Below are 17,020 nucleotides of genomic sequence, written 5' to 3' on the forward strand. Positions count from 1 at the left end.
GTATTCTTCCTGAAAGCGTGGTAAGGCTGGCATTATTTATTCCCTTTTTGTGCCTTGAAGTCTTCCAATATCACAATTTTATCCGTATATGGCGGCAGCTTCACATCATCCGGTATGTCATTCCATGCGCTAAAACGGCTGCGGTGCAGGTCAGCAAAATGTTGCTTGATGCCCGCAGCCTGTTCTGGTGTGAAACCGCAAAATTGCTGTAGCCAAAACAACAGCATTTGCTCATCTGGCTGGGTATAGTCCCTGCTTTGCTTGGTTTTACGCAATAGACGGTTGATGTAACTGCTGAAATGCAGCATTTCGCCTTCGTTATCCGGCACGTATCCGCTGGCATCCACGGTTTCGGTGAACTGTGAAACCACATCGTTGATATGAGTTTGTACGCTGCGGTCGGAACGCTGGCACAAGAAAATATCGGCAGTTTGTGCCATGAATTCGTCAATGAAGATGGCGAACTGCTCCTCCTTCAAGATGCCAGATTGCAACGCAAACCCGAATAGCTGATCCAGCAGACGGGGTTTGAAGCGGTCAATGAACGCATCAGGGTTGCCTTTGGGCATGGCGGTGAGGATGACGCTGAAACGGGTGTTGATTTCCATCGCTATCAGGCAATGTTTGCGCTTGACCGTGATGGCGTGCAGTACCCACTGGAAAGCCAGCGTCGGCTTGCCTTCGTCATTTTGCAGGTATTGGCCATCTGCGGCGATGTCTTTGTTAGGCGGTGCGTGTACAAACGATTGCTTCACACCTTTGCGGGTGACGGTGAAAAACTCGGTGGCGGCTTTGGTGCAGTTAAAAATTAGCATGGTTGGCTCACTGAAGAAGAGGTGGCTTGCTGAATTCGTGATCGCTTCATGAGCTTGCCTGCGTATAACGCTCATACAACCCTTCCAACCCAGCAATATCTGAATCCTGTGATGCCAGTTCCAAATCATGGCACTTGGCACTGGCAAGGTGGAACACATCAAACTTGCGCTTTTCAATATTGCGTTGCTGGCCTGTATTCTCTGCACGGTCAAAGCGGAATAAGTTGGCTGCCAATTCGGAGACATGGCGGTTGACATCCAACTCGGCCAAGCCATCCAGTGATTGTTTTAACTGGGCAAAACGTACCTGATCTTGCCAGCCAATGCCGCGCAGCACTTCGTAGCGAATCAGTGGGGTGATAATCAGTGTCACCTCCGCATTGCTCAATAAGGCTGCCAAGGTCTGCTTGGCTTTGGTACGGTCGGCTTCAGATGTTGTGCTACTGTCATCCAAGGCGGCGATCAATAAGTTTGCGTCCAATAAAACCTTGCGCATGGTCACTACACCCCTTGCCTATTGATCAGATCCAACAACTGCTGTTTCGCTTGTTGTTGATCAACGGGAACGAGACTGTCCAGTTTCAGGCGATTCAGGTCAATATCAAAGGCTTCTTGCAACACATCAATCAACGAGGTGGTATTGGGCGAAGTAATCGCTTGAGTGCGCACCACGCCATCGGAATCACGTTGCAGGCGGTAGGCTTCTCCCGCCTTGAGTTGTGACAGCACGATGGAAGAATGGGTGGTGATATAAAACGTGGTATTCGGGAATAACTGTTTGAGCAAGGGGATGATCTTTGCTTGCCAAGACAGATGCAGGTGGCTTTCGATTTCGTCAATCAGCACGATGCCCTTCACCTGTTGCAAGCGGGTTTCATTGGTGAAATAGCCGTAACCGGAAACAATCGCCTGTAGCATTTTCAGGATGGAAGCAAAGCCGGTGCTCAAATGGGAAAGCTCACGCGGCTGACCATCAATTTTCAGATTGACCCGGCCATCACCGCTGATTTGCATGTATTTGGGGTCGATACGGCTGTCGATCTTGTTTAGCAACTCCAGCACCACCCGGATTTCGATGTCGCGGTTATCTTCCTGCTTTTGGTAAGGGTTAGCGGATTGGGCTAGGGTGACAAACCATTCTTCAATGCCCGTATCCATATTCAGGCTGGTGAAACTGTTGTTCATGCCCTGGATCAAACGGCTGAAATAGGCATTACGGCGTTGTTCCAATGTGCCAATGGCTTTGGCTGGTTTGTTGTCGTGTTGGATAAATCCTCGGTTTTGCGAAGCGAGAAACACAACGGGTAAGCTGTGGAGCATGTGCTTTGCCAAAACATTCAGGCTATTTGGAACGATGTTCTGTGAAGGAACATTAAAGCTACTCTTTCCTGTTCCTAGTGCCCTAAAAACCCAACTATCTACTCTAATTGCTATGTTATTTGTCGGTTGACTGACTAGTTGGTGGCTATAAAACAAAATCTGAAACAACGCTTCGAGTGTCTTGGTTTTGCCTACACCATTAGCACCTATCAGCGTATAAACCCGCTGGTTATCCTGTAGGTTCAACTCGACGCTGCCTACGCCTTTGAGTCCTTCGATTTTAATGGGGAATGTCAACATACGTTTTTCCTCAATCTGAAGAAGACCCCCTCCCTCCCCCCTCCTTGCCAGGGGGAGGAGTGAAGAGGGGGCACAACCACGCCTATGCGCCCTGTATCCGGTTTCAGTGTTTCGATCATGTGCAGGATGAAGGCATAGTCACCCTTGGTTTTGGGCGGAATGCAGCGCCGGAAACGGCTGAGCTGGTTGCTAGTTGTACAGGCTTGCATCGCTTTTCCGATGACTTTGTGAAAATTTCGCCAGTCACGGTATTCGAGGAGTGGGGCTAAATCCCGTGCCGACCAGTACTCGAAGCCATCGGTTGTGAGCTGCCTCAATTGTTCAAAAGATTGGTGCTGTTCGTTCATGCTGCTACCTCACTTGTTGTTGAGCAGGTCATTGGCAATGGTATTCATCAGGTGTTCACCGCTACGCCGTAGTTGTGCAAGCGCTTGTTGTTCCCGTGCAAGCGTGTTGGCAAGTTGGATAATGGCGTATTGTTTGCCTGGCGACGGCACAACGATAGGGACATTTTCCAGCACACTGCGGCGGATGCTTTTGGTCACACTGCCTTCGGCTTCACGCTGAAAGTATTGCTGACTAGGGTATTGGTTTAGCCACCACACCAAGAATGCGGGTAACTCAATGCTGATGTAATAACAATAGCAAGCCCGCAGAGGTGTGGCAGTACGTTTTTTTGCGTAAATACCAATGATGTAGTGAGTAGATGATAGGCAATGATTCTGCCTACCACCCAAGGAGGAAAGAATCAGAATAAGAAATAGCGTTGCGCCAGAGGCAGTTCCGCCGCCGGTTCACACACCAGCAGTTCGCCATCGGCGCGCACTTCATAGGTTTGCGAATCGACTTCAATCACCGGCTGGTAGTCATTCAGCACCATATTGGCCTTGGTGATGGTGCGGCAGTTTTTCACCACGCCAATCAGGCTGTGCAGGCCCAGTTGCTGGTGGATGCCCGCCGCATGCGCCGCGCCCGACAGGAAAGTCATGGTGGTGGCGTGCTTGGCTTTGCCCAGCGCACCGAACATCGGGCGGTAATGCACCGGCTGCGGGGTGGGGATACTGGCGTTCGGGTCGCCCATCGGTGCGGCGATAATCAGCCCGCCCTTGATGATCAGGCTGGGCTTTGCGCCGAAAAAGGCCGGTTTCCATAGCACCAGGTCAGCTAGCTTGCCGACTTCCACCGAACCGATTTCGTGCGCCACGCCGTGGGTGATGGCCGGGTTGATGGTGTATTTGGAGACGTAACGTTTGGCGCGGAAGTTGTCGCTGCGGTCGGAATCTTCCTTCAGGCTGCCGCGTTGCACCTTCATTTTGTGCGCGGTCTGCCAAGTGCGGGTGATGACTTCGCCCACCCGCCCCATGGCTTGTGAGTCAGAAGAAATCATCGAGAATGCCCCCAGATCGTGCAGGATGTCTTCCGCTGCAATGGTTTCGCGGCGGATACGGCTTTCGGCAAAGGCGACGTCTTCGGCAATGGCGGGTGACAGGTGGTGGCAGACCATCAGCATGTCAAGGTGTTCGTCCACCGTATTGACGGTGTAAGGCCGGGTCGGGTTGGTGGAAGAAGGCAGGATATTCGCCTGCCCCGCCGCCTTGATAATGTCGGGTGCGTGGCCGCCGCCTGCGCCTTCCGTGTGGTAGGTGTGGATGGTGCGGCCTTTCATCGCCGCCAGCGTGTCTTCCACAAAGCCAGATTCATTCAGCGTGTCGGTGTGGATCGCCACCTGCACATCGGTTTCTTCCGCCACGCTCAGGCAAGTGTCGATGGCTGCGGGTGTCGTGCCCCAGTCTTCGTGCAGCTTCAGGCCAATGGCGCCCGCCGCAATCTGTTCGCGCAAGCCGCCCGGTTGGCTGGCGTTGCCCTTGCCGAGAAAACCGAGGTTCATGGGCAGCGCGTCGGCAGCTTCCAGCATGCGGTGGATATTCCACGGCCCTGGGGTGCAGGTGGTGGCATTGGTGCCGGTGGCAGGCCCGGTGCCGCCGCCGATCATGGTGGTCACCCCGGACATGAGCGCGTCGTCGATTTGCTGCGGGCAGATGAAATGGATGTGCGAATCGATGCCGCCTGCGGTGATGATCTGGCCTTCACCCGCAATCGCTTCGGTGCCAGGGCCGACCACGATGTTCACGCCTGCCTGGGTATCGGGGTTGCCTGCCTTGCCGATGCCGCTGATACGCCCGTTCTTGATGCCGATGTCGGCTTTCACAATGCCCCAGTGATCGAGGATCAGGACGTTGGTGATCACCACATCCACCACCTCGGCGCTTTCCCGCTGGCATTGGCCCATGCCGTCACGGATCACTTTGCCGCCGCCAAATTTGACTTCATCGCCGTAAACAGTGTGGTCTTTTTCCACTTCGATGATCAGTTCAGTGTCGCCCAGGCGCACGCGGTCGCCGGTGGTGGGGCCGTACATTTCGGCATATGCCTGCCTGCTGATTGTCGCCATGCCGTCGCTCCTTACAGTTTGCCCATGATTTTGCCCTGGAAACCGTAGACTTCACGGTTGCCAGCATACGCCACCAGCTCGACTTCGCGGGTCTGGCCGGGTTCGAAACGCACCGCCGTGCCTGCCGGGATGTTGAGGCGGAAACCCCGGGCTTTATCGCGTTCGAAAGTCAGGGCGTTATTGGTTTCAAAAAAGTGGTAATGCGAACCGACTTGGATCGGGCGGTCGCCGGTATTGGCGACGCTGAGGGTGACGGTTTCACGGCCTGCGTTGAGTTCGATTTCACCGTCGGCGGGAAAGATTTCTCCGGGGATCATGGCGGCGTCTCCTTAAACAATCGGTTCATGCACGGTCACCAGCTTGGTGCCGTCGGGAAAGGTGGCTTCCACCTGCACGTCATGGATCATTTCAGGAATGCCCTCCATCACGTCCTCACGGGTCAGCAGGGTGCGGCCATAATCCATCAGTTCGGCCACGCTTCTGCCATCGCGTGCGCCTTCCAGGATGGCGCAGCTGATCAGCGCCACCGATTCGGGGTAATTGAGTTTCAAACCGCGCGCCTTGCGCCGTTCCGCCAGCAGTCCGGCGGTGAACAGCAAGAGCTTGTCTTTTTCGCGGGGGGTCAGTTCCATGAAGATCCTCCTAGGTATTCCAGATGCGGGGGGTGACGGCGGCGCGGCCTGTCACCAGCGGGCGGATATGGTGCCAGATATGGCGGAACAGGTGGTGGGCTTCAGCCGTGCTCGCGCCCAGGTAGCGCACGACCAGCACGTCATGCAATAGGGTGACGCCCGCTTGCCCGTGTGCCAGGGGTGTTGCGCATAGCGGCTGCACGCCCGCCAGCGTGTCCCGTCCGGCAGGGGTGGCCAGCAAGGTGGCGATGACTGGCTGTTGGCGCAATCCGGCGGCACCGTGCAAATCCTGGCCGCCGCCAATGGACAGCCGGTCAATGAATTGCGGCTGCCGTTCCCGGTATAGGCGGGTGCTGGACAACAGGTTGCCGTGCGCAAACGGCTCATGGATCACCGGCCTTCCCAGGCAATGGATTTCCCAGCCAATGTAGCGCGCCGCCGCATCCAGATGGATGTTGGTGGACAAAACACTGTTGCCGCCGGGAAAGAATATGTTTTCCTGCGGCAGCCATTCCAGCACGCCGCCGGTCACGCGGAAATGTTGTTGCTGGCTGGCCTGCTGGCCGTTGGAGCGGTAGAACTTGGTGGCTCCCGGCGTGGTCAGCAGGGCGCTGGCCGCAGGTGCAACTGTGGCGTTAAGCGTCAGTTGGTCGCCGCCCACCACGCCGCCGGGCGGGTGCAGCACATAGGCATGGCACACCGGGCCTTCCGGGTAAAAAGGACGCTGCACCGCCAACGGCCCGCGCTGGCTGCGCTTGCCCAAGACGGTCTTGTCTGCGCGGGCTTCAAATCCGAGCGTCAGTTCGGCCTGCCAGCCGGATGCCTGTTGCGGCGGAACGGGCGCTGTCACCAGTCCGCCAATCAGCGTTTATGCAACGGCAGGGTTTTGGCCTGAAGATGGCGGCGCGCCAACCAGCGCCCCAAGAAAAACACACCCGCGCCCAATGGCAGGGCCATCAGCAGATGCATGCCCATGTGCGCCCATTCCGAAGCGGTTTCCGGGTGGGGAAAGGGGCTGTTGTGGGCGAAAGCACTGCCGCAGAACAACGCCAGTAGGGTGAATAACGGCCATTTCAGCGATTTCAGCATGTTTCTGAGCTCCTTGTTGATCCATTCAAAATCAGCGCCAGTTCTCAAGGCATATTTCATGCCAGCAACTTGAACACTACTTGCGGGTTTGCATGCCTGTTATGGGCATTACGGTTGTGCACGCTGGCGTTTGTTGCACCATAAATAGGCGGGTCATGGCGGCCCTTACATTTTACTGGCCAGTTTTCGCGCCGCTTGCCGGTGTGCGGACATCAGTTCCTGGATGTCTGTGTCCACCAGCCGCCCGTCCGTAACTTTCCATTGCCCGGCTATCATGACACGGTCAGCCTGCTGCGCGCCAGCCAGCAGCAACGCCGCCAGTGGGTCGTGGCTGCCGGAAAAACGCAGTTCGTCCAGCTTGAACAGTGCCAAATCCGCCTGCTTGCCCAGTGCAATTTCGCCAATATCGCTGCGCCCGAGCACCCGCGCCGAACCCGCCGTCGCCCAGCGGTAGGCATCGAAGTGGGAAACCCGCCCCGCGCCGTAGCGCAGCCGTTGCAGGTACATGGCCTGGCGCACTTCGCTGATCAGGTTGGAATGGTCGTTGGAGGCGGAGCCGTCCACCCCCAGCCCGACCGGGCTGCCCGCCGCTTCCAGCTCCAGTGTGCGGCAGATGCCGGAAGCCAGCATCATATTGGAGTTGGGGCAATGGCAAACGCCCACGCCCGCCGCCCCCAGCCGCTGGATTTCCCCGTCATCGAAGTGGATGCCATGCGCCAGCCAAGTGCGTTCATGCAGCCAGCCGACGCTTTCCAGGTAATCCACGGTGCGCATGCCGAAATTTTTCAGGCAGAACGCTTCTTCATCCAGGGTTTCGGCCAGATGCGTATGCAGGCGGACTTGATGTTGCGCCGCCAGTTCCGCGCTGGCTTGCATCAGTTCGGTCGTGACTGAAAACGGCGAACAGGGCGCCAGCGCAATCTGCAACCGGGAGCCTTCGCCAGGGTCGTGATAGGCGCGGATCACCCGCTCGCTGTCTTCCAGGATGACGCTTTCCTGCTGCACGGTATGCTGCGGGGGCAGGCCGCCCTGTTCCTGGCCCAGGCTCATGGAGCCGCGCGTCAGCGTGACCCGCATGCCAACCGCTTGCGCCGCTTCCGCCTGGATGTCGATGGCGTTTTCCATCCCGGTGGGGAACAGGTAGTGGTGGTCTGCCGCCGTGGTGCAGCCGGACAGCAGCAGTTCGTTCAACGCCAGCCGGGTGGCGATGGCCAGCATTTCCGGCTCCAGCCCGGCCCATACTGGATACAGCGCGGTCAGCCAGCCGAACAGCTCCTTGTCCAGCGCGCCCGGATACGCCCGGGTCAAGGTCTGGTAGAAGTGGTGATGGGTGTTGATCAGCCCCGGCAGCACAACATGCTCATGGGCATCGGTGGCTTGCGTGGCCGGTATGGAAGGCTGCTGGCCGGTTGGCACCAATTCGACGATTTTGCCGCCTGCCACCACGACGCCGCCGCCCGCTTGCTGCCCATCAGCCGTCAGGATCGCCAGTGGGTTCTTGATCCAGATTGTTTGAAGATCATGCATTTAACGATTTCCTTTCTAGATGGCAGGCATTTTGCATTGGAAAAACCTGTCCGAGTAGACAACTTTTTTTTCGCCCCTGTCAATCCCCGTGTCAGGTGCCATAAAGCAGAGATCGTAGCCGTACATGTCTAGACTAAGAAAATATAAACCATGCGTGCGCCATGCGCCCTTATTCCTGAAGCGCCAGGCGATGGTTTCATGGCGGCTGTAGCCCGGAGATTCCCCAATGTGCAGACATTTTTTATCCATAACCCCTTACTTACCAAGGAGCTTCCTATGAATATGGCGACTGATCCTGTCAATGAACGGTTACCAGCGACCCAGCTGGCGACCTTGGGGCTGCAACATGTGCTGATCATGTATGCGGGCGCGGTGGCAGTGCCCTTGATTATCGGCCGGGCCTTGCAGTTGACGCCGGAACAAATTTCCATGCTGATTTCAGCGGACTTGTTCGTATGCGGCATTGCGACCATCATCCAGTCATTTGGCCTGACCCAATGGTTTGGCGTGCAGTTGCCGGTCATGATGGGCGTCACGTTTGCTGCCGTCGCCCCGATTGTCTCCATGGCCAAGACTACGCCAGGCATAGAAGGTGCCCAGATGATTTTCGGCTCCATTATTGGTGCGGGGATTGTCTCGATCCTGATTGCCCCGGTGGTCAGCCGCATGTTGCGCTTTTTCCCGCCCGTGGTCACCGGCACCATCATCACCGTCATCGGCATCACCCTGATGCGGATCGGCATCAACTGGATTTTCGGCAACCCGGTGGGGCCGACCGCGCCGACCATCATCAACCCTGAGTACCAGCAATGGTTGGACGCTGCCAAGACGGCGGCGACCATGGGCAGCACAGTCCCCCCCTTGCCGGAAGGCCTGGCGCTGGCTCCATCTGTGCCTAACCCCAAATACGCTTCCCTGATCAACCTTGGCATTGCTTCGGCTGTGCTGGCTTCCATCCTGCTGATCGCCAAATTTGCCAAAGGCTTCTTGGCCAATATTTCGGTGTTGCTGGGCATCATTATCGGTGCCGTGATCACCGCCTCCATGGGCATGATGACGTTTGAAAAAGTGGCGGCGGCCCATTGGTTTGGTTTGGTGTTGCCTTTCCAGTTCGGTTTGCCCAAGTTTGACCCGATCCTGATCCTGACCATGACCCTGGTGATGATTGTGGTGATGATCGAATCCACCGGGATGTTCCTCGCATTGGGCGAAATGACCGGCAGCAAGGTTGACCAGAAACGGCTGGCGCGCGGCCTGCGCACGGATGGCCTGGGCACCTTGATCGGCGGCATCTTCAATACTTTCCCCTACACCAGTTTCTCGCAAAACGTGGGCTTGGTGGCTGTGACCGGCGTCATGAGCCGCTTTGTGTGCGTGGCGGGCGGCCTGATCATGGTGTTCCTTGGCCTGTTGCCGAAAATGGCGGCGTTGATTGAATCCTTACCGACCGTCGTGTTGGGCGGTGCCGGGCTGGTCATGTTCGGCATGGTGGCGGCGACGGGCATCCGCATCCTTGGTGGCGTGGATTTCAAGCACAACCGCAATAACGGCATGATCGTGGCCATTTCTGTCGGCGTGGGCATGATCCCGCTGGTCGCCCCCAACTTCAAGCAATGGATGCCGCACAGCATCCACTCCCTGATTGAATCCGGCATTTTGCTGGCGTCATTCAGTGCGGTGTTGCTGAACCTGTATTTCAACGGTGCCCGCCATGATGAAGAAGCGGCGATCAAGGCCAGTGTTGAAGCAGGCGGCCAACATTAAGCCATCCAACGGCTGAAATACGCTTGGGTTAGCCCATAAAAAACGCCCGCCATTCATGTGGCGGGCGTTTTTATTTGGTTTGGTGTGGGCCAGATTTTCAGGCGCGCCTGCTTCAGCTGCGTTGGATGAAAATTTCCTCGCTGAAAGGGTGTTCGTCGCAATTGTCCCCGTAGCCGCCGCTGCGGTCGATGCAGAGGAAATCCCGCACCTCATCCAGGCTGAACTGGTAGTGGTGCCAGACACCCGGATGGTAATTGACGCCTTGCTCCGGCCCGACTTCAAACAACCGCAACTGGTCTGGTTCCGGCTTTTCACCCGGCGGGGCGACCAGCACCAGGAACGGCTTGCGTTGCAGGGAAATGAACGCCTGGCTGCTGTGCGGATGGCGTTCCATCACTTCCACCCGCAACGGGAAATTGGCGGGTTGCGAACGGAAAATGCTGACGGTGGGCTTGCCGCCGTTGGCGAGCACGTCCAGTTGCGCCAGATCGTGGAAGCGTTCGGTGCGCCCGTAGTTGATGGTGTAATGCGTTTTTTCATCACCCGCTTCGATCACGTCGCCGAATGGCGCAAACGCCGCCGCCGTCAGCGGCTCAGGAATCAGCATCATCTCAAATCATCCGAATCTTGCCGAAGGCCCGCAGGCGGCTGAGGCCGCCATCGGGGTAAATGTTGACGCGCAGGTGCGAGACTGGGCCGATATTCCGCAATTGCTCGACAAAGGTGAATTCCGTGTCGGGCGCCATCCGCTGCGGTGGCAAAATTTCCTCCCAATACAGGCTCTGGGTGGCGATGCTGTCTTCATTGCCACCGCGATATAGGGTGGCGCACACCGAGCATTCATACGGGTAGTTCCCCTTGAAATGCGCGGTGTCGATGACCAGCCGGGAAATTTCCCCCACATAGGCCAGCCGCAGGATGATCCAGTCAAAGCCGGGTTCGCGGCGGCGGCGGGTTTCCCAGCCATCGCCCATATTCACGCCCTTGCCGGGTGCAATCAGGTTGCTGATATGGCCAAAATGCATGTCACTGGCGCATAGGGCTTTGCCGCCGTTGCGCATCGCCGCCAGATCGAATTCCTCATCAGGCTGGATATTGCCCAGCTCGCGCCGAACTTGGCCGTACACCCGCAACCGCGCGATGCCACCATCCGGGTAAATGTTCAGGCGCAGGTAATTCCACACCTCGCGGGAACCGATTTCAAACACATTGTGCGTGTCACCCTGGAGCGCGCGCGCATGCAGCAGCGGAAACCAGCGGGTGTTCTCATCCGGCGGGGTCTTGCTGTAACAGGCTTCAATGCTGGCCGATGGGGCAAAATTGCCGGTGAAGTGCGAGGTGTCCAGGTCAAAACCGTAAATGACCCCAGGGCAGATTTTCAGGATGGCGTAGTCGTAACCGTCACCGCGTTTGCGGCGGGTTTCCCAGCCATCCATCCACTTGCCGTTGTCGTCGTATTTGCCGGGGATGAACACCGGCTCTTCGGGCTGGATCAGGCGCTCCAGCGGCGCAAAGAATTCGTCGGTGGCGAACACTGCCTCCGCCCCCAGCCGGGGCTGGGCCAGATCAATCCAGTAGCTCTGCAAAGTCTGCAATATTTCAGTCATGGATGGCATGGGTGGATCACTCAATAAGGTCGGCAATACGGAAAGCGGCGATGCGGTTGACCTGTTCCAGCGCCATGGTGAATTCCGCCTCTGGCGTATGGTCAATGCGCTGTTCAAAACCGCCTAGGATTTGGTGTTTGCTGGCGTTTTTCACTGCCATGATGAACGGGAAGCCGAAACGGGCCTGATACCCTTCATTCAATGCGGTGAAACGGGCAAACTCGTCCGGCGTCAGGGTGCCAAGCCCGGCGCCTGCCTGTTCGCGGGTGGATTCCGCCGTCAATTCGCCGCGCAGGGCGGCCTTGCCCGCCAAATCGGGGTGCGCCCGCAACAAGGCAAGCTGCTCCTGGTGGCTGGCTGCCGCCAGCGTGGCGCGCATGGCTTGCAAGAGCGCCTCCACATCGGCAAACGGCGCTTGTGCGGAACAGCGTTCGGCCATCCAAGGGGAATGCTCGTAAACGCCGCCGAGCAGCGCCACAAACGCTGCCTGGTTGAGTTGGTTCAATGTTGCAATCGATGTTTTCATATCAGCTTACCGGGTGTTCCTTGATCCAGTGGCGGGCAATGTCAATGCGGCGGCAGAACCACACATCCTGCTGTTGCTGGGCGTATTCGACAAAGCGTTGCAGGGCGCGGAAACGGCCAGGGCGGCCAATCAGGCGGCAATGCATCCCGATTGACAGCATTTTCGGCGCTTCCTCACCTTCGGCGTACAGCACATCAAAGGCATCTTTCAGGTACTGGAAAAACTGCTCGCCGCTATTGAAGCCCTGCGGCGTGGCGAACCGCATGTCGTTGCTGTCCAGCGTGTACGGCACCACCAGATGGTGCTTGCCGCTGACCTTGACCCAGAAGGGCAAATCATCGCTGTAATCATCCGAGTCATACAAAAAACCATCATGTTCCAGCAACAATTCGCGGGTATGCGGGCTGTTGCGCCCGGTGTACCAGCCTTTGGGCTTTTCGCCAGTCATGTGCTCAATGCTGTCGATGGCGCGCTGCATGTGTTCGCGCTCCTGTTCGCGGCTCATCCACTGGTGGTCGATCCAGCGCCAGCCGTGGCTGCAAATTTCATGGCCATTTTCCAGCATGGCCTCGACCGCCTGCGGGTTGCGCTCCAGCGCCATCGCCACGCCAAACACGGTCAGCGGAATCTCGCGTTGCCGGAAATAGTGCAGGATGCGCCAGAACCCGGCGCGGCTGCCGTATTCGTAAATCGATTCCATGCTGGGATGGCGCACGCCCTCGTAAGGCCGCGCCGCCACGATTTCGGACAGGAAGGCTTCCGAGGCGGCGTCGCCGTGCAGGATGCAGTTTTCAGCGCCTTCCTCGTAATTCAGCACGAACTGTACGGCGATGCGGGCGCCTCCGGGCCAGTTGGCGTGTGGCGGCTGACCGGCGTAACCAATCAGGTCACGCGGGTAGCTTGAGTGTTCAAACATGTTTAATTCTCTTTATTGGTTTTACTGAAAATGGCGGAAAGATCCGGCGGAGCCGTTTTCTCCCGCACATCAATCTTGGCTTCAATGTGGTCAATATGCGCCGCCATCAGCTTGACGGCGAGCGCTTCATCGCCAGCCCCAATTGCCTCCAGAATAGCCCCATGTTCGGTAGGCGGGCAAGAATGCCGGTCAGCGGCCTCATATTGGGCGATGATCAAGGAGCAGCGCGACACCAGCGAACGCAGGAACCCGGCCAGGAATTCATTGCCGCAATACTCCGCCAGGTACAGGTGCAGCTCCCCCGACAGGCGCAGGGCGCGGCCATGATCCTGCTGGCCGCGCGCCTCCTGTTCTTCCCACACCAGCGCGTGCAGGTGTTCCAGTTGCACGGCGCTGATGTGGCGGCAGGCGTTGCGCACCACCTCCAACTCCACCGCCTTGCGGGCGGCGAACACCTGCCGGGCCTGCTCCGCCGTGGTGCGGGCGATGATCGCACCCTGATGGCGCTGGATTTCCACCACCCCTTCAAAGGCCAGCCGCTGCAACACCGTGCGCACAATCGTGCGGCTGACGCCGAACAACTGGCCGAGTTTGTCTTCCGACAAACGGGTGCCGGGAATCAGGCGTTGCTCCAAAATGGCGTCAAACACCTGTTCGTAGATGTTGGCGTCCTTGCCTTGCTGCGCCTTGCCGGTGCTCACTGCTGGGCCTGACGCGCCCATTGCACCAGCAGGTTGCGTTCGTCATCGGTCATGCCGGTGGTGTTGCCCAGCGGCATGATGCGGGACGACACCTGGATCGCAATCTGCGCCGCCTGGCTGCGGGCCAGCGTTTCGCTTTCCAGCACGACGCCCTTGGGTGGGCTGGTGAAGGCGGCGTTGGTCGGTTTGGCGGAATGGCAGCTCAGGCAGTGCGTTTGCAGCAAACCGTGCACTTGGCTGAAGCTGACTTCACCCGCTGCCCGTTGGGAAATCGCCGGATAACTGGCAAACAAGGCGGTTCCCAGGAACACGGCGAAGGCCACACCCAGCATCCAGCCCGCTTTCTCATTACCGGCTTTTTCCCGCACATTAAAGTAATGGCGCACCAGCACACCCACCGCGAACAGGGCGATCAGCACCAGCCAGTTGGCGTGGCTGCCAAAGCTGGAAGGGTAGTGGTTGCTGAACATGCAGAACAATACCGGCAGGGTCAGGTAGTTGTTGTGCAAGGAGCGTTGCCCGGCGTCATTGGCCAATTGCTTGTCCTGCTCCTGGCCTTCTTCGGTCGCCTTCACCAACTGGCGCTGGGCGGGCATGATGACGAAAAACACATTGGCGGTCATCCAGGTCGCCAACATGGCGCCCGCGTGCAGGAATGCCCCGCGCCCGCTGAACAGGTGCGTCAGCACAATGCACATGACCACGATGAAGGCCGCCGTCAGGGCCATGCTGCGCGTCTGGTTGCTGCGCCCGAAAGATGAGTTCCACAAGGAATGGTAAAACAGCCAGCTTCCGCCCAGCGTCACCAAGCTGATCAGGATCGCCTGCCAAGGTTGCAAGGGCATGACGGCGGGGTCGATCAGGTAGGCGCTTGCGCCGAAATAGTAAACAATGACCAGCATGGTGAAGCCGCTGATCCAAGTCCAGTAGGATTCCCACTTGAACCAGTGCAGCGGCTCAGGCAGCTTGCCCGGCTCGATATTGCGTTTTTCCACATTGAAAAAACCGCCTGCGTGCAAGGCCCACAATTGCCCGGAAACTTTAGGGTCTTCCGAGGTCAGCAAGTGGTTCAGCAGCCAGTTGAAGTAAAACGACGCGCCAATCCAGGCGATGGCGGTGATGATGTGTATCCAGCGAAACGCCAGACCCAGCCATTCAAGAATGATGGATTCCATCTGCAAGGGCTCCTTTGACAGGCTAGCTGCCGCGGTAAGTGGAATAGCTCCAGGGGGATACCAGTAACGGTACGTGGTAATGGGCGGTGGTGTCGGCGATGCCGAAACGCAAGGTGATCACGTCCAGGAACGGCGGCTCATCCAACGGCGTGTTGGCCTGCCGGAAATAGTCGGCGATGTGGAACTCCAGCTCCCAGACGCCTGCCTGCATCCCCACAGCGTCCAGCAAGGGGGCGTCGGTGCGTCCGTCAGCGTTGGTGGTGGCCTGTTTGACCAGGGTGCGCGCCCCTGCCGCAGGGCAGGCGTACAAGGCCAGTTTCACTGCCGCAGCCGGGCAGCCGTTGGCCGTATCCAGAATGTGTGTTGTCAATCCCGTCATCGTGTGTATTTCAACTCCCTGAAGGTTGTTTGGTCACTATACAAGCGTCTTGCAGGCAGGCGCATTGTATCCAATCTTCAGAAAAATTGTATACAATCTTTTGTGGCAACGGGCCAAGCGGGATGAAGTGTTTTCAATCCAGGGCTTTGCGCAGCCCGCAGCCTTTCAAAATGACATGCAAAAGCGTTTCGGTCGCCTGCTCGTAATCTGCCTGCTCCAGTTCATTCCCCTGCCTGCCGAGCGCGGAGCTGATCTGGCAGGAGAAATCCGCGTAATGCTGGGTGGATGACCACAACAGAAAAATCAGGTGGGCAGGATCGACCGGATCCATTTCCCCCCGTGCGATCCAGGTGGCGAACACCGCCGTCCTTTCCCGAAACCAGTCCTGGTAGCCATCCTGGAAATATTCTTGCAGGTAAGGCGCGCCGCTCATGATTTCGATGCCAAAAATGCGCGAGGCCAGCGGATATTGCCTGGTCAGGCGCATTTTGGCGCGGATGTAGGCTTCCATCTCCGCCGCCGGATCGCCAGCGGGGTCCAATTCACCCAGCAGGCCATCCCACATATCCAAGATATGTGCCAACACGGCTGCGTACAGTTTCAGCTTGGAGCGGAAATAGTAGTGGATATTGGCTTTGGGCAAGCCTGCGCGTTCGGCAATTTTCTGAATACTGGCACCTTTATAGCCATGCCGGGCGAATTCAGCTTCCGCTGCGGTAATGATCCTGCACTCATTTTCCCGGCGGATGCGTCCGGTTGCGCCGTGGTTTGGATGTGACTCAAGCTGGATAAGCATTAGGGGCCTTTTTGTTCGCAATGCACTACGCATAGTCTACTGTGCACTACGCTAGAGCACCACTTCCGGAAGGATACGGTTTCGTAACTTGCCGGAAAGCTTACGGAATCCAGCTACGTCCGAGGTCTTGCATTAATTCCTGTTCATGATTGTGGGATTGGCCTAGAATTTGCTTGATCGCAAAAGCTGTCCAATTGGTCAAGTTATTTTGAGTCCCAACGAGGTGAATGTTTATGCTATCCAGAAATTTTTCAAGTCTTGCTGTCATCATGGGCGTGCTGGCAGCTCCGGCGGCCATGGCCGAACAGAAATGGAGCGACGCCAGCGTGACCTACCTGAACGGTAACAAATATGAAGTGGGCGACGACAGCCGCCAGGTCATGACATTTGAACATGCCAGCGGCCATGACTGGGGCACCACCTTCTTCTTCATGGACTATCTGATGTCTGACAATGGGACCAAGGAACATTATTTCGAGTTGTCCCCACGCCTTAGCCTGAACTACCTGACCAAAGGGAAACTGGTGCCTGAAGGCCACTTCATCAAGGATGTTTACCTGTCAGGCACGATGGAAGGCGGCGGCAAGGCCACCAACTATTTGGGGGGCGTTGGCGTCAGCCTGGATGTGCCTAAGTTCAAGTACTTCAATGTCGACCTGTACCAAGCCAACAATGGCGGCGGCAAGGACAACGACCAGCAGGCGACCGTCACCTGGGCGCTGCCTTTCCAGATCGGCAGCGCCGAATTCCTGTATGATGGCTTTTTGGACGCATCGACCAAGGCGGATGACCACGCCGCTGAGACCAACTTCACTTCCCAGTTGAAGTGGAATATGGGCAAGCAGTTGTTCCACACCAAAAAGCCGGTCTATGTCGGCTTTGAGTACGCCCACTGGAAAAACAAGTTCGGCATCGATGGTGTGACCGAGAAAAACCCCAGCTTCCTGCTCAAGGCGCATTTCTAAGTTTTCTGTACATTGTGTTTTCATGAGTTTTTGGGGAGGAATTTCCCTCCCCCCTT

The 17,020-nt window shown here is 57.4% G+C and carries 21 protein-coding genes; 2 read left to right on the forward strand and 19 right to left on the reverse strand.

Annotated elements, in window-relative coordinates; translation table 11 throughout:
• Positions 1–32 precede the first annotated feature (32 nt).
• The 11 genes from VSS37_RS19600 to VSS37_RS19650 form a co-directional block, all read right to left on the reverse strand.
• Positions 33–815 (reverse strand): DUF6933 domain-containing protein, encoded by a 783-nt coding sequence (locus VSS37_RS19600; protein ID WP_324697955.1) that lies wholly within the window; start codon positions 813–815, stop codon positions 33–35.
• Positions 816–861: 46 nt separating this feature from the next.
• Complete coding sequence (locus tag VSS37_RS19605; RefSeq protein WP_324697957.1) at positions 862–1,311, reverse strand: type II toxin-antitoxin system VapC family toxin; 450 nt, start codon at positions 1,309–1,311, stop codon at positions 862–864.
• Between the two features lie 5 nt (positions 1,312–1,316).
• Positions 1,317–2,435, reverse strand: a complete 1,119-nt coding sequence (locus VSS37_RS19610) for an AAA family ATPase (RefSeq protein WP_324697959.1) — start codon at positions 2,433–2,435, stop codon at positions 1,317–1,319.
• Entirely contained in the window at positions 2,429–2,782 is a 354-nt protein-coding gene (locus tag VSS37_RS19615) for an N-6 DNA methylase (protein WP_324697961.1), read from the reverse strand. The genes VSS37_RS19610 and VSS37_RS19615 overlap by 7 nt, the downstream gene beginning before the upstream one ends.
• A 9-nt stretch (positions 2,783–2,791) precedes the next feature.
• The gene (locus VSS37_RS19620) at positions 2,792–3,040 is read right to left on the reverse strand and encodes a restriction endonuclease subunit S (RefSeq protein ID WP_324697963.1); all 249 of its coding nucleotides are present in this window, start codon (positions 3,038–3,040) and stop codon (positions 2,792–2,794) included.
• Between the two features lie 143 nt (positions 3,041–3,183).
• Positions 3,184–4,887 carry an urease subunit alpha gene (gene ureC, locus VSS37_RS19625; protein ID WP_324697965.1) on the reverse strand — a complete coding sequence of 568 codons (1,704 nt, stop codon included), beginning with the start codon at positions 4,885–4,887 and terminating at the stop codon, positions 3,184–3,186.
• Between the two features lie 11 nt (positions 4,888–4,898).
• Positions 4,899–5,204 carry an urease subunit beta gene (locus tag VSS37_RS19630; protein ID WP_324697966.1) on the reverse strand — a complete coding sequence of 102 codons (306 nt, stop codon included), beginning with the start codon at positions 5,202–5,204 and terminating at the stop codon, positions 4,899–4,901.
• Between the two features lie 12 nt (positions 5,205–5,216).
• Positions 5,217–5,519 (reverse strand): urease subunit gamma, encoded by a 303-nt coding sequence (gene ureA / locus VSS37_RS19635; RefSeq protein WP_324697967.1) that lies wholly within the window; start codon positions 5,517–5,519, stop codon positions 5,217–5,219.
• 10 nt (positions 5,520–5,529) lie between these two features.
• Complete coding sequence (locus tag VSS37_RS19640; RefSeq protein ID WP_324697968.1) at positions 5,530–6,369, reverse strand: urease accessory protein UreD; 840 nt, start codon at positions 6,367–6,369, stop codon at positions 5,530–5,532.
• Between the two features lie 11 nt (positions 6,370–6,380).
• Positions 6,381–6,608 carry a hypothetical protein gene (locus VSS37_RS19645; RefSeq protein WP_324697970.1) on the reverse strand — a complete coding sequence of 76 codons (228 nt, stop codon included), beginning with the start codon at positions 6,606–6,608 and terminating at the stop codon, positions 6,381–6,383.
• Positions 6,609–6,773: 165 nt separating this feature from the next.
• Positions 6,774–8,135 (reverse strand): 8-oxoguanine deaminase, encoded by a 1,362-nt coding sequence (locus tag VSS37_RS19650; protein ID WP_324697972.1) that lies wholly within the window; start codon positions 8,133–8,135, stop codon positions 6,774–6,776.
• Between the two features lie 276 nt (positions 8,136–8,411).
• On the opposite strand from VSS37_RS19650, the gene VSS37_RS19655 reads away from it, so the two are divergent.
• Complete coding sequence (locus VSS37_RS19655; RefSeq protein WP_324697974.1) at positions 8,412–9,899, forward strand: nucleobase:cation symporter-2 family protein; 1,488 nt, start codon at positions 8,412–8,414, stop codon at positions 9,897–9,899.
• Between the two features lie 112 nt (positions 9,900–10,011).
• On the opposite strand, the gene VSS37_RS19660 is transcribed toward VSS37_RS19655, so the two are convergent.
• The 8 genes from VSS37_RS19660 to VSS37_RS19695 form a co-directional block, all read right to left on the reverse strand.
• Entirely contained in the window at positions 10,012–10,509 is a 498-nt protein-coding gene (locus VSS37_RS19660) for an ureidoglycolate lyase (RefSeq protein ID WP_324697976.1), read from the reverse strand.
• Position 10,510: 1 nt separating this feature from the next.
• Positions 10,511–11,515 (reverse strand): allantoicase, encoded by a 1,005-nt coding sequence (alc, locus tag VSS37_RS19665; protein WP_324697978.1) that lies wholly within the window; start codon positions 11,513–11,515, stop codon positions 10,511–10,513.
• A gap of 7 nt (positions 11,516–11,522) precedes the next feature.
• A complete protein-coding gene (gene uraD, locus VSS37_RS19670) occupies positions 11,523–12,032 on the reverse strand; it encodes a 2-oxo-4-hydroxy-4-carboxy-5-ureidoimidazoline decarboxylase (protein ID WP_324697980.1) in 510 nt (169 codons plus the stop codon).
• 1 nt (position 12,033) lies between these two features.
• Positions 12,034–12,948: an allantoinase PuuE gene (gene puuE, locus VSS37_RS19675; RefSeq protein WP_324697982.1), complete on the reverse strand. Its 915-nt coding sequence runs from the start codon at positions 12,946–12,948 to the stop codon at positions 12,034–12,036.
• Between the two features lie 2 nt (positions 12,949–12,950).
• On the reverse strand, positions 12,951–13,649 hold the full coding sequence (locus VSS37_RS19680; protein ID WP_324697984.1) for a GntR family transcriptional regulator: 699 nt from the start codon (positions 13,647–13,649) through the stop codon (positions 12,951–12,953).
• Positions 13,646–14,824, reverse strand: a complete 1,179-nt coding sequence (locus VSS37_RS19685) for a urate hydroxylase PuuD (protein ID WP_324697986.1) — start codon at positions 14,822–14,824, stop codon at positions 13,646–13,648. The genes VSS37_RS19680 and VSS37_RS19685 overlap by 4 nt, the downstream gene beginning before the upstream one ends.
• 22 nt (positions 14,825–14,846) lie before the next feature.
• Positions 14,847–15,203 carry a hydroxyisourate hydrolase gene (uraH, locus tag VSS37_RS19690; RefSeq protein WP_324697988.1) on the reverse strand — a complete coding sequence of 119 codons (357 nt, stop codon included), beginning with the start codon at positions 15,201–15,203 and terminating at the stop codon, positions 14,847–14,849.
• Between the two features lie 133 nt (positions 15,204–15,336).
• Positions 15,337–15,999, reverse strand: a complete 663-nt coding sequence (locus VSS37_RS19695; RefSeq protein ID WP_324697990.1) for a TetR/AcrR family transcriptional regulator — start codon at positions 15,997–15,999, stop codon at positions 15,337–15,339.
• A gap of 233 nt (positions 16,000–16,232) precedes the next feature.
• Here VSS37_RS19695 and VSS37_RS19700 point away from each other — a divergent pair, with 233 nt between their 5' ends.
• A complete protein-coding gene (locus tag VSS37_RS19700) occupies positions 16,233–16,964 on the forward strand; it encodes an outer membrane protein OmpK (protein WP_324697992.1) in 732 nt (243 codons plus the stop codon).
• Positions 16,965–17,020: the final 56 nt, after the last annotated feature.

Source organism: Candidatus Thiothrix phosphatis, from assembly GCF_035668035.1.
Taxonomy (GTDB): Bacteria; Pseudomonadota; Gammaproteobacteria; order Thiotrichales; family Thiotrichaceae; genus Thiothrix; species Thiothrix phosphatis.

Bases quoted from the DNA above. Each gene is read 5' to 3' on its own strand.
- VSS37_RS19600 (WP_324697955.1), bottom strand. From the start codon at position 815: ATGCTAATTTTTAACTGCACCAAAGCCGCCACCGAGTTTTTCACCGTC.
- VSS37_RS19605 (WP_324697957.1), bottom strand. From the start codon at position 1,311: ATGCGCAAGGTTTTATTGGACGCAAACTTATTGATCGCCGCCTTGGAT.
- VSS37_RS19610 (WP_324697959.1), bottom strand. From the start codon at position 2,435: ATGTTGACATTCCCCATTAAAATCGAAGGACTCAAAGGCGTAGGCAGC.
- VSS37_RS19615 (WP_324697961.1), bottom strand. From the start codon at position 2,782: ATGAACGAACAGCACCAATCTTTTGAACAATTGAGGCAGCTCACAACC.
- ureC (WP_324697965.1), bottom strand. From the start codon at position 4,887: ATGGCGACAATCAGCAGGCAGGCATATGCCGAAATGTACGGCCCCACC.
- VSS37_RS19630 (WP_324697966.1), bottom strand. From the start codon at position 5,204: ATGATCCCCGGAGAAATCTTTCCCGCCGACGGTGAAATCGAACTCAAC.
- ureA (WP_324697967.1), bottom strand. From the start codon at position 5,519: ATGGAACTGACCCCCCGCGAAAAAGACAAGCTCTTGCTGTTCACCGCC.
- VSS37_RS19645 (WP_324697970.1), bottom strand. From the start codon at position 6,608: ATGCTGAAATCGCTGAAATGGCCGTTATTCACCCTACTGGCGTTGTTC.
- VSS37_RS19650 (WP_324697972.1), bottom strand. From the start codon at position 8,135: ATGCATGATCTTCAAACAATCTGGATCAAGAACCCACTGGCGATCCTG.
- VSS37_RS19655 (WP_324697974.1), top strand. From the start codon at position 8,412: ATGAATATGGCGACTGATCCTGTCAATGAACGGTTACCAGCGACCCAG.
- VSS37_RS19660 (WP_324697976.1), bottom strand. From the start codon at position 10,509: ATGATGCTGATTCCTGAGCCGCTGACGGCGGCGGCGTTTGCGCCATTC.
- alc (WP_324697978.1), bottom strand. From the start codon at position 11,515: ATGCCATCCATGACTGAAATATTGCAGACTTTGCAGAGCTACTGGATT.
- uraD (WP_324697980.1), bottom strand. From the start codon at position 12,032: ATGAAAACATCGATTGCAACATTGAACCAACTCAACCAGGCAGCGTTT.
- puuE (WP_324697982.1), bottom strand. From the start codon at position 12,948: ATGTTTGAACACTCAAGCTACCCGCGTGACCTGATTGGTTACGCCGGT.
- VSS37_RS19685 (WP_324697986.1), bottom strand. From the start codon at position 14,824: ATGGAATCCATCATTCTTGAATGGCTGGGTCTGGCGTTTCGCTGGATA.
- uraH (WP_324697988.1), bottom strand. From the start codon at position 15,203: ATGACGGGATTGACAACACACATTCTGGATACGGCCAACGGCTGCCCG.
- VSS37_RS19695 (WP_324697990.1), bottom strand. From the start codon at position 15,999: ATGCTTATCCAGCTTGAGTCACATCCAAACCACGGCGCAACCGGACGC.
- VSS37_RS19700 (WP_324697992.1), top strand. From the start codon at position 16,233: ATGCTATCCAGAAATTTTTCAAGTCTTGCTGTCATCATGGGCGTGCTG.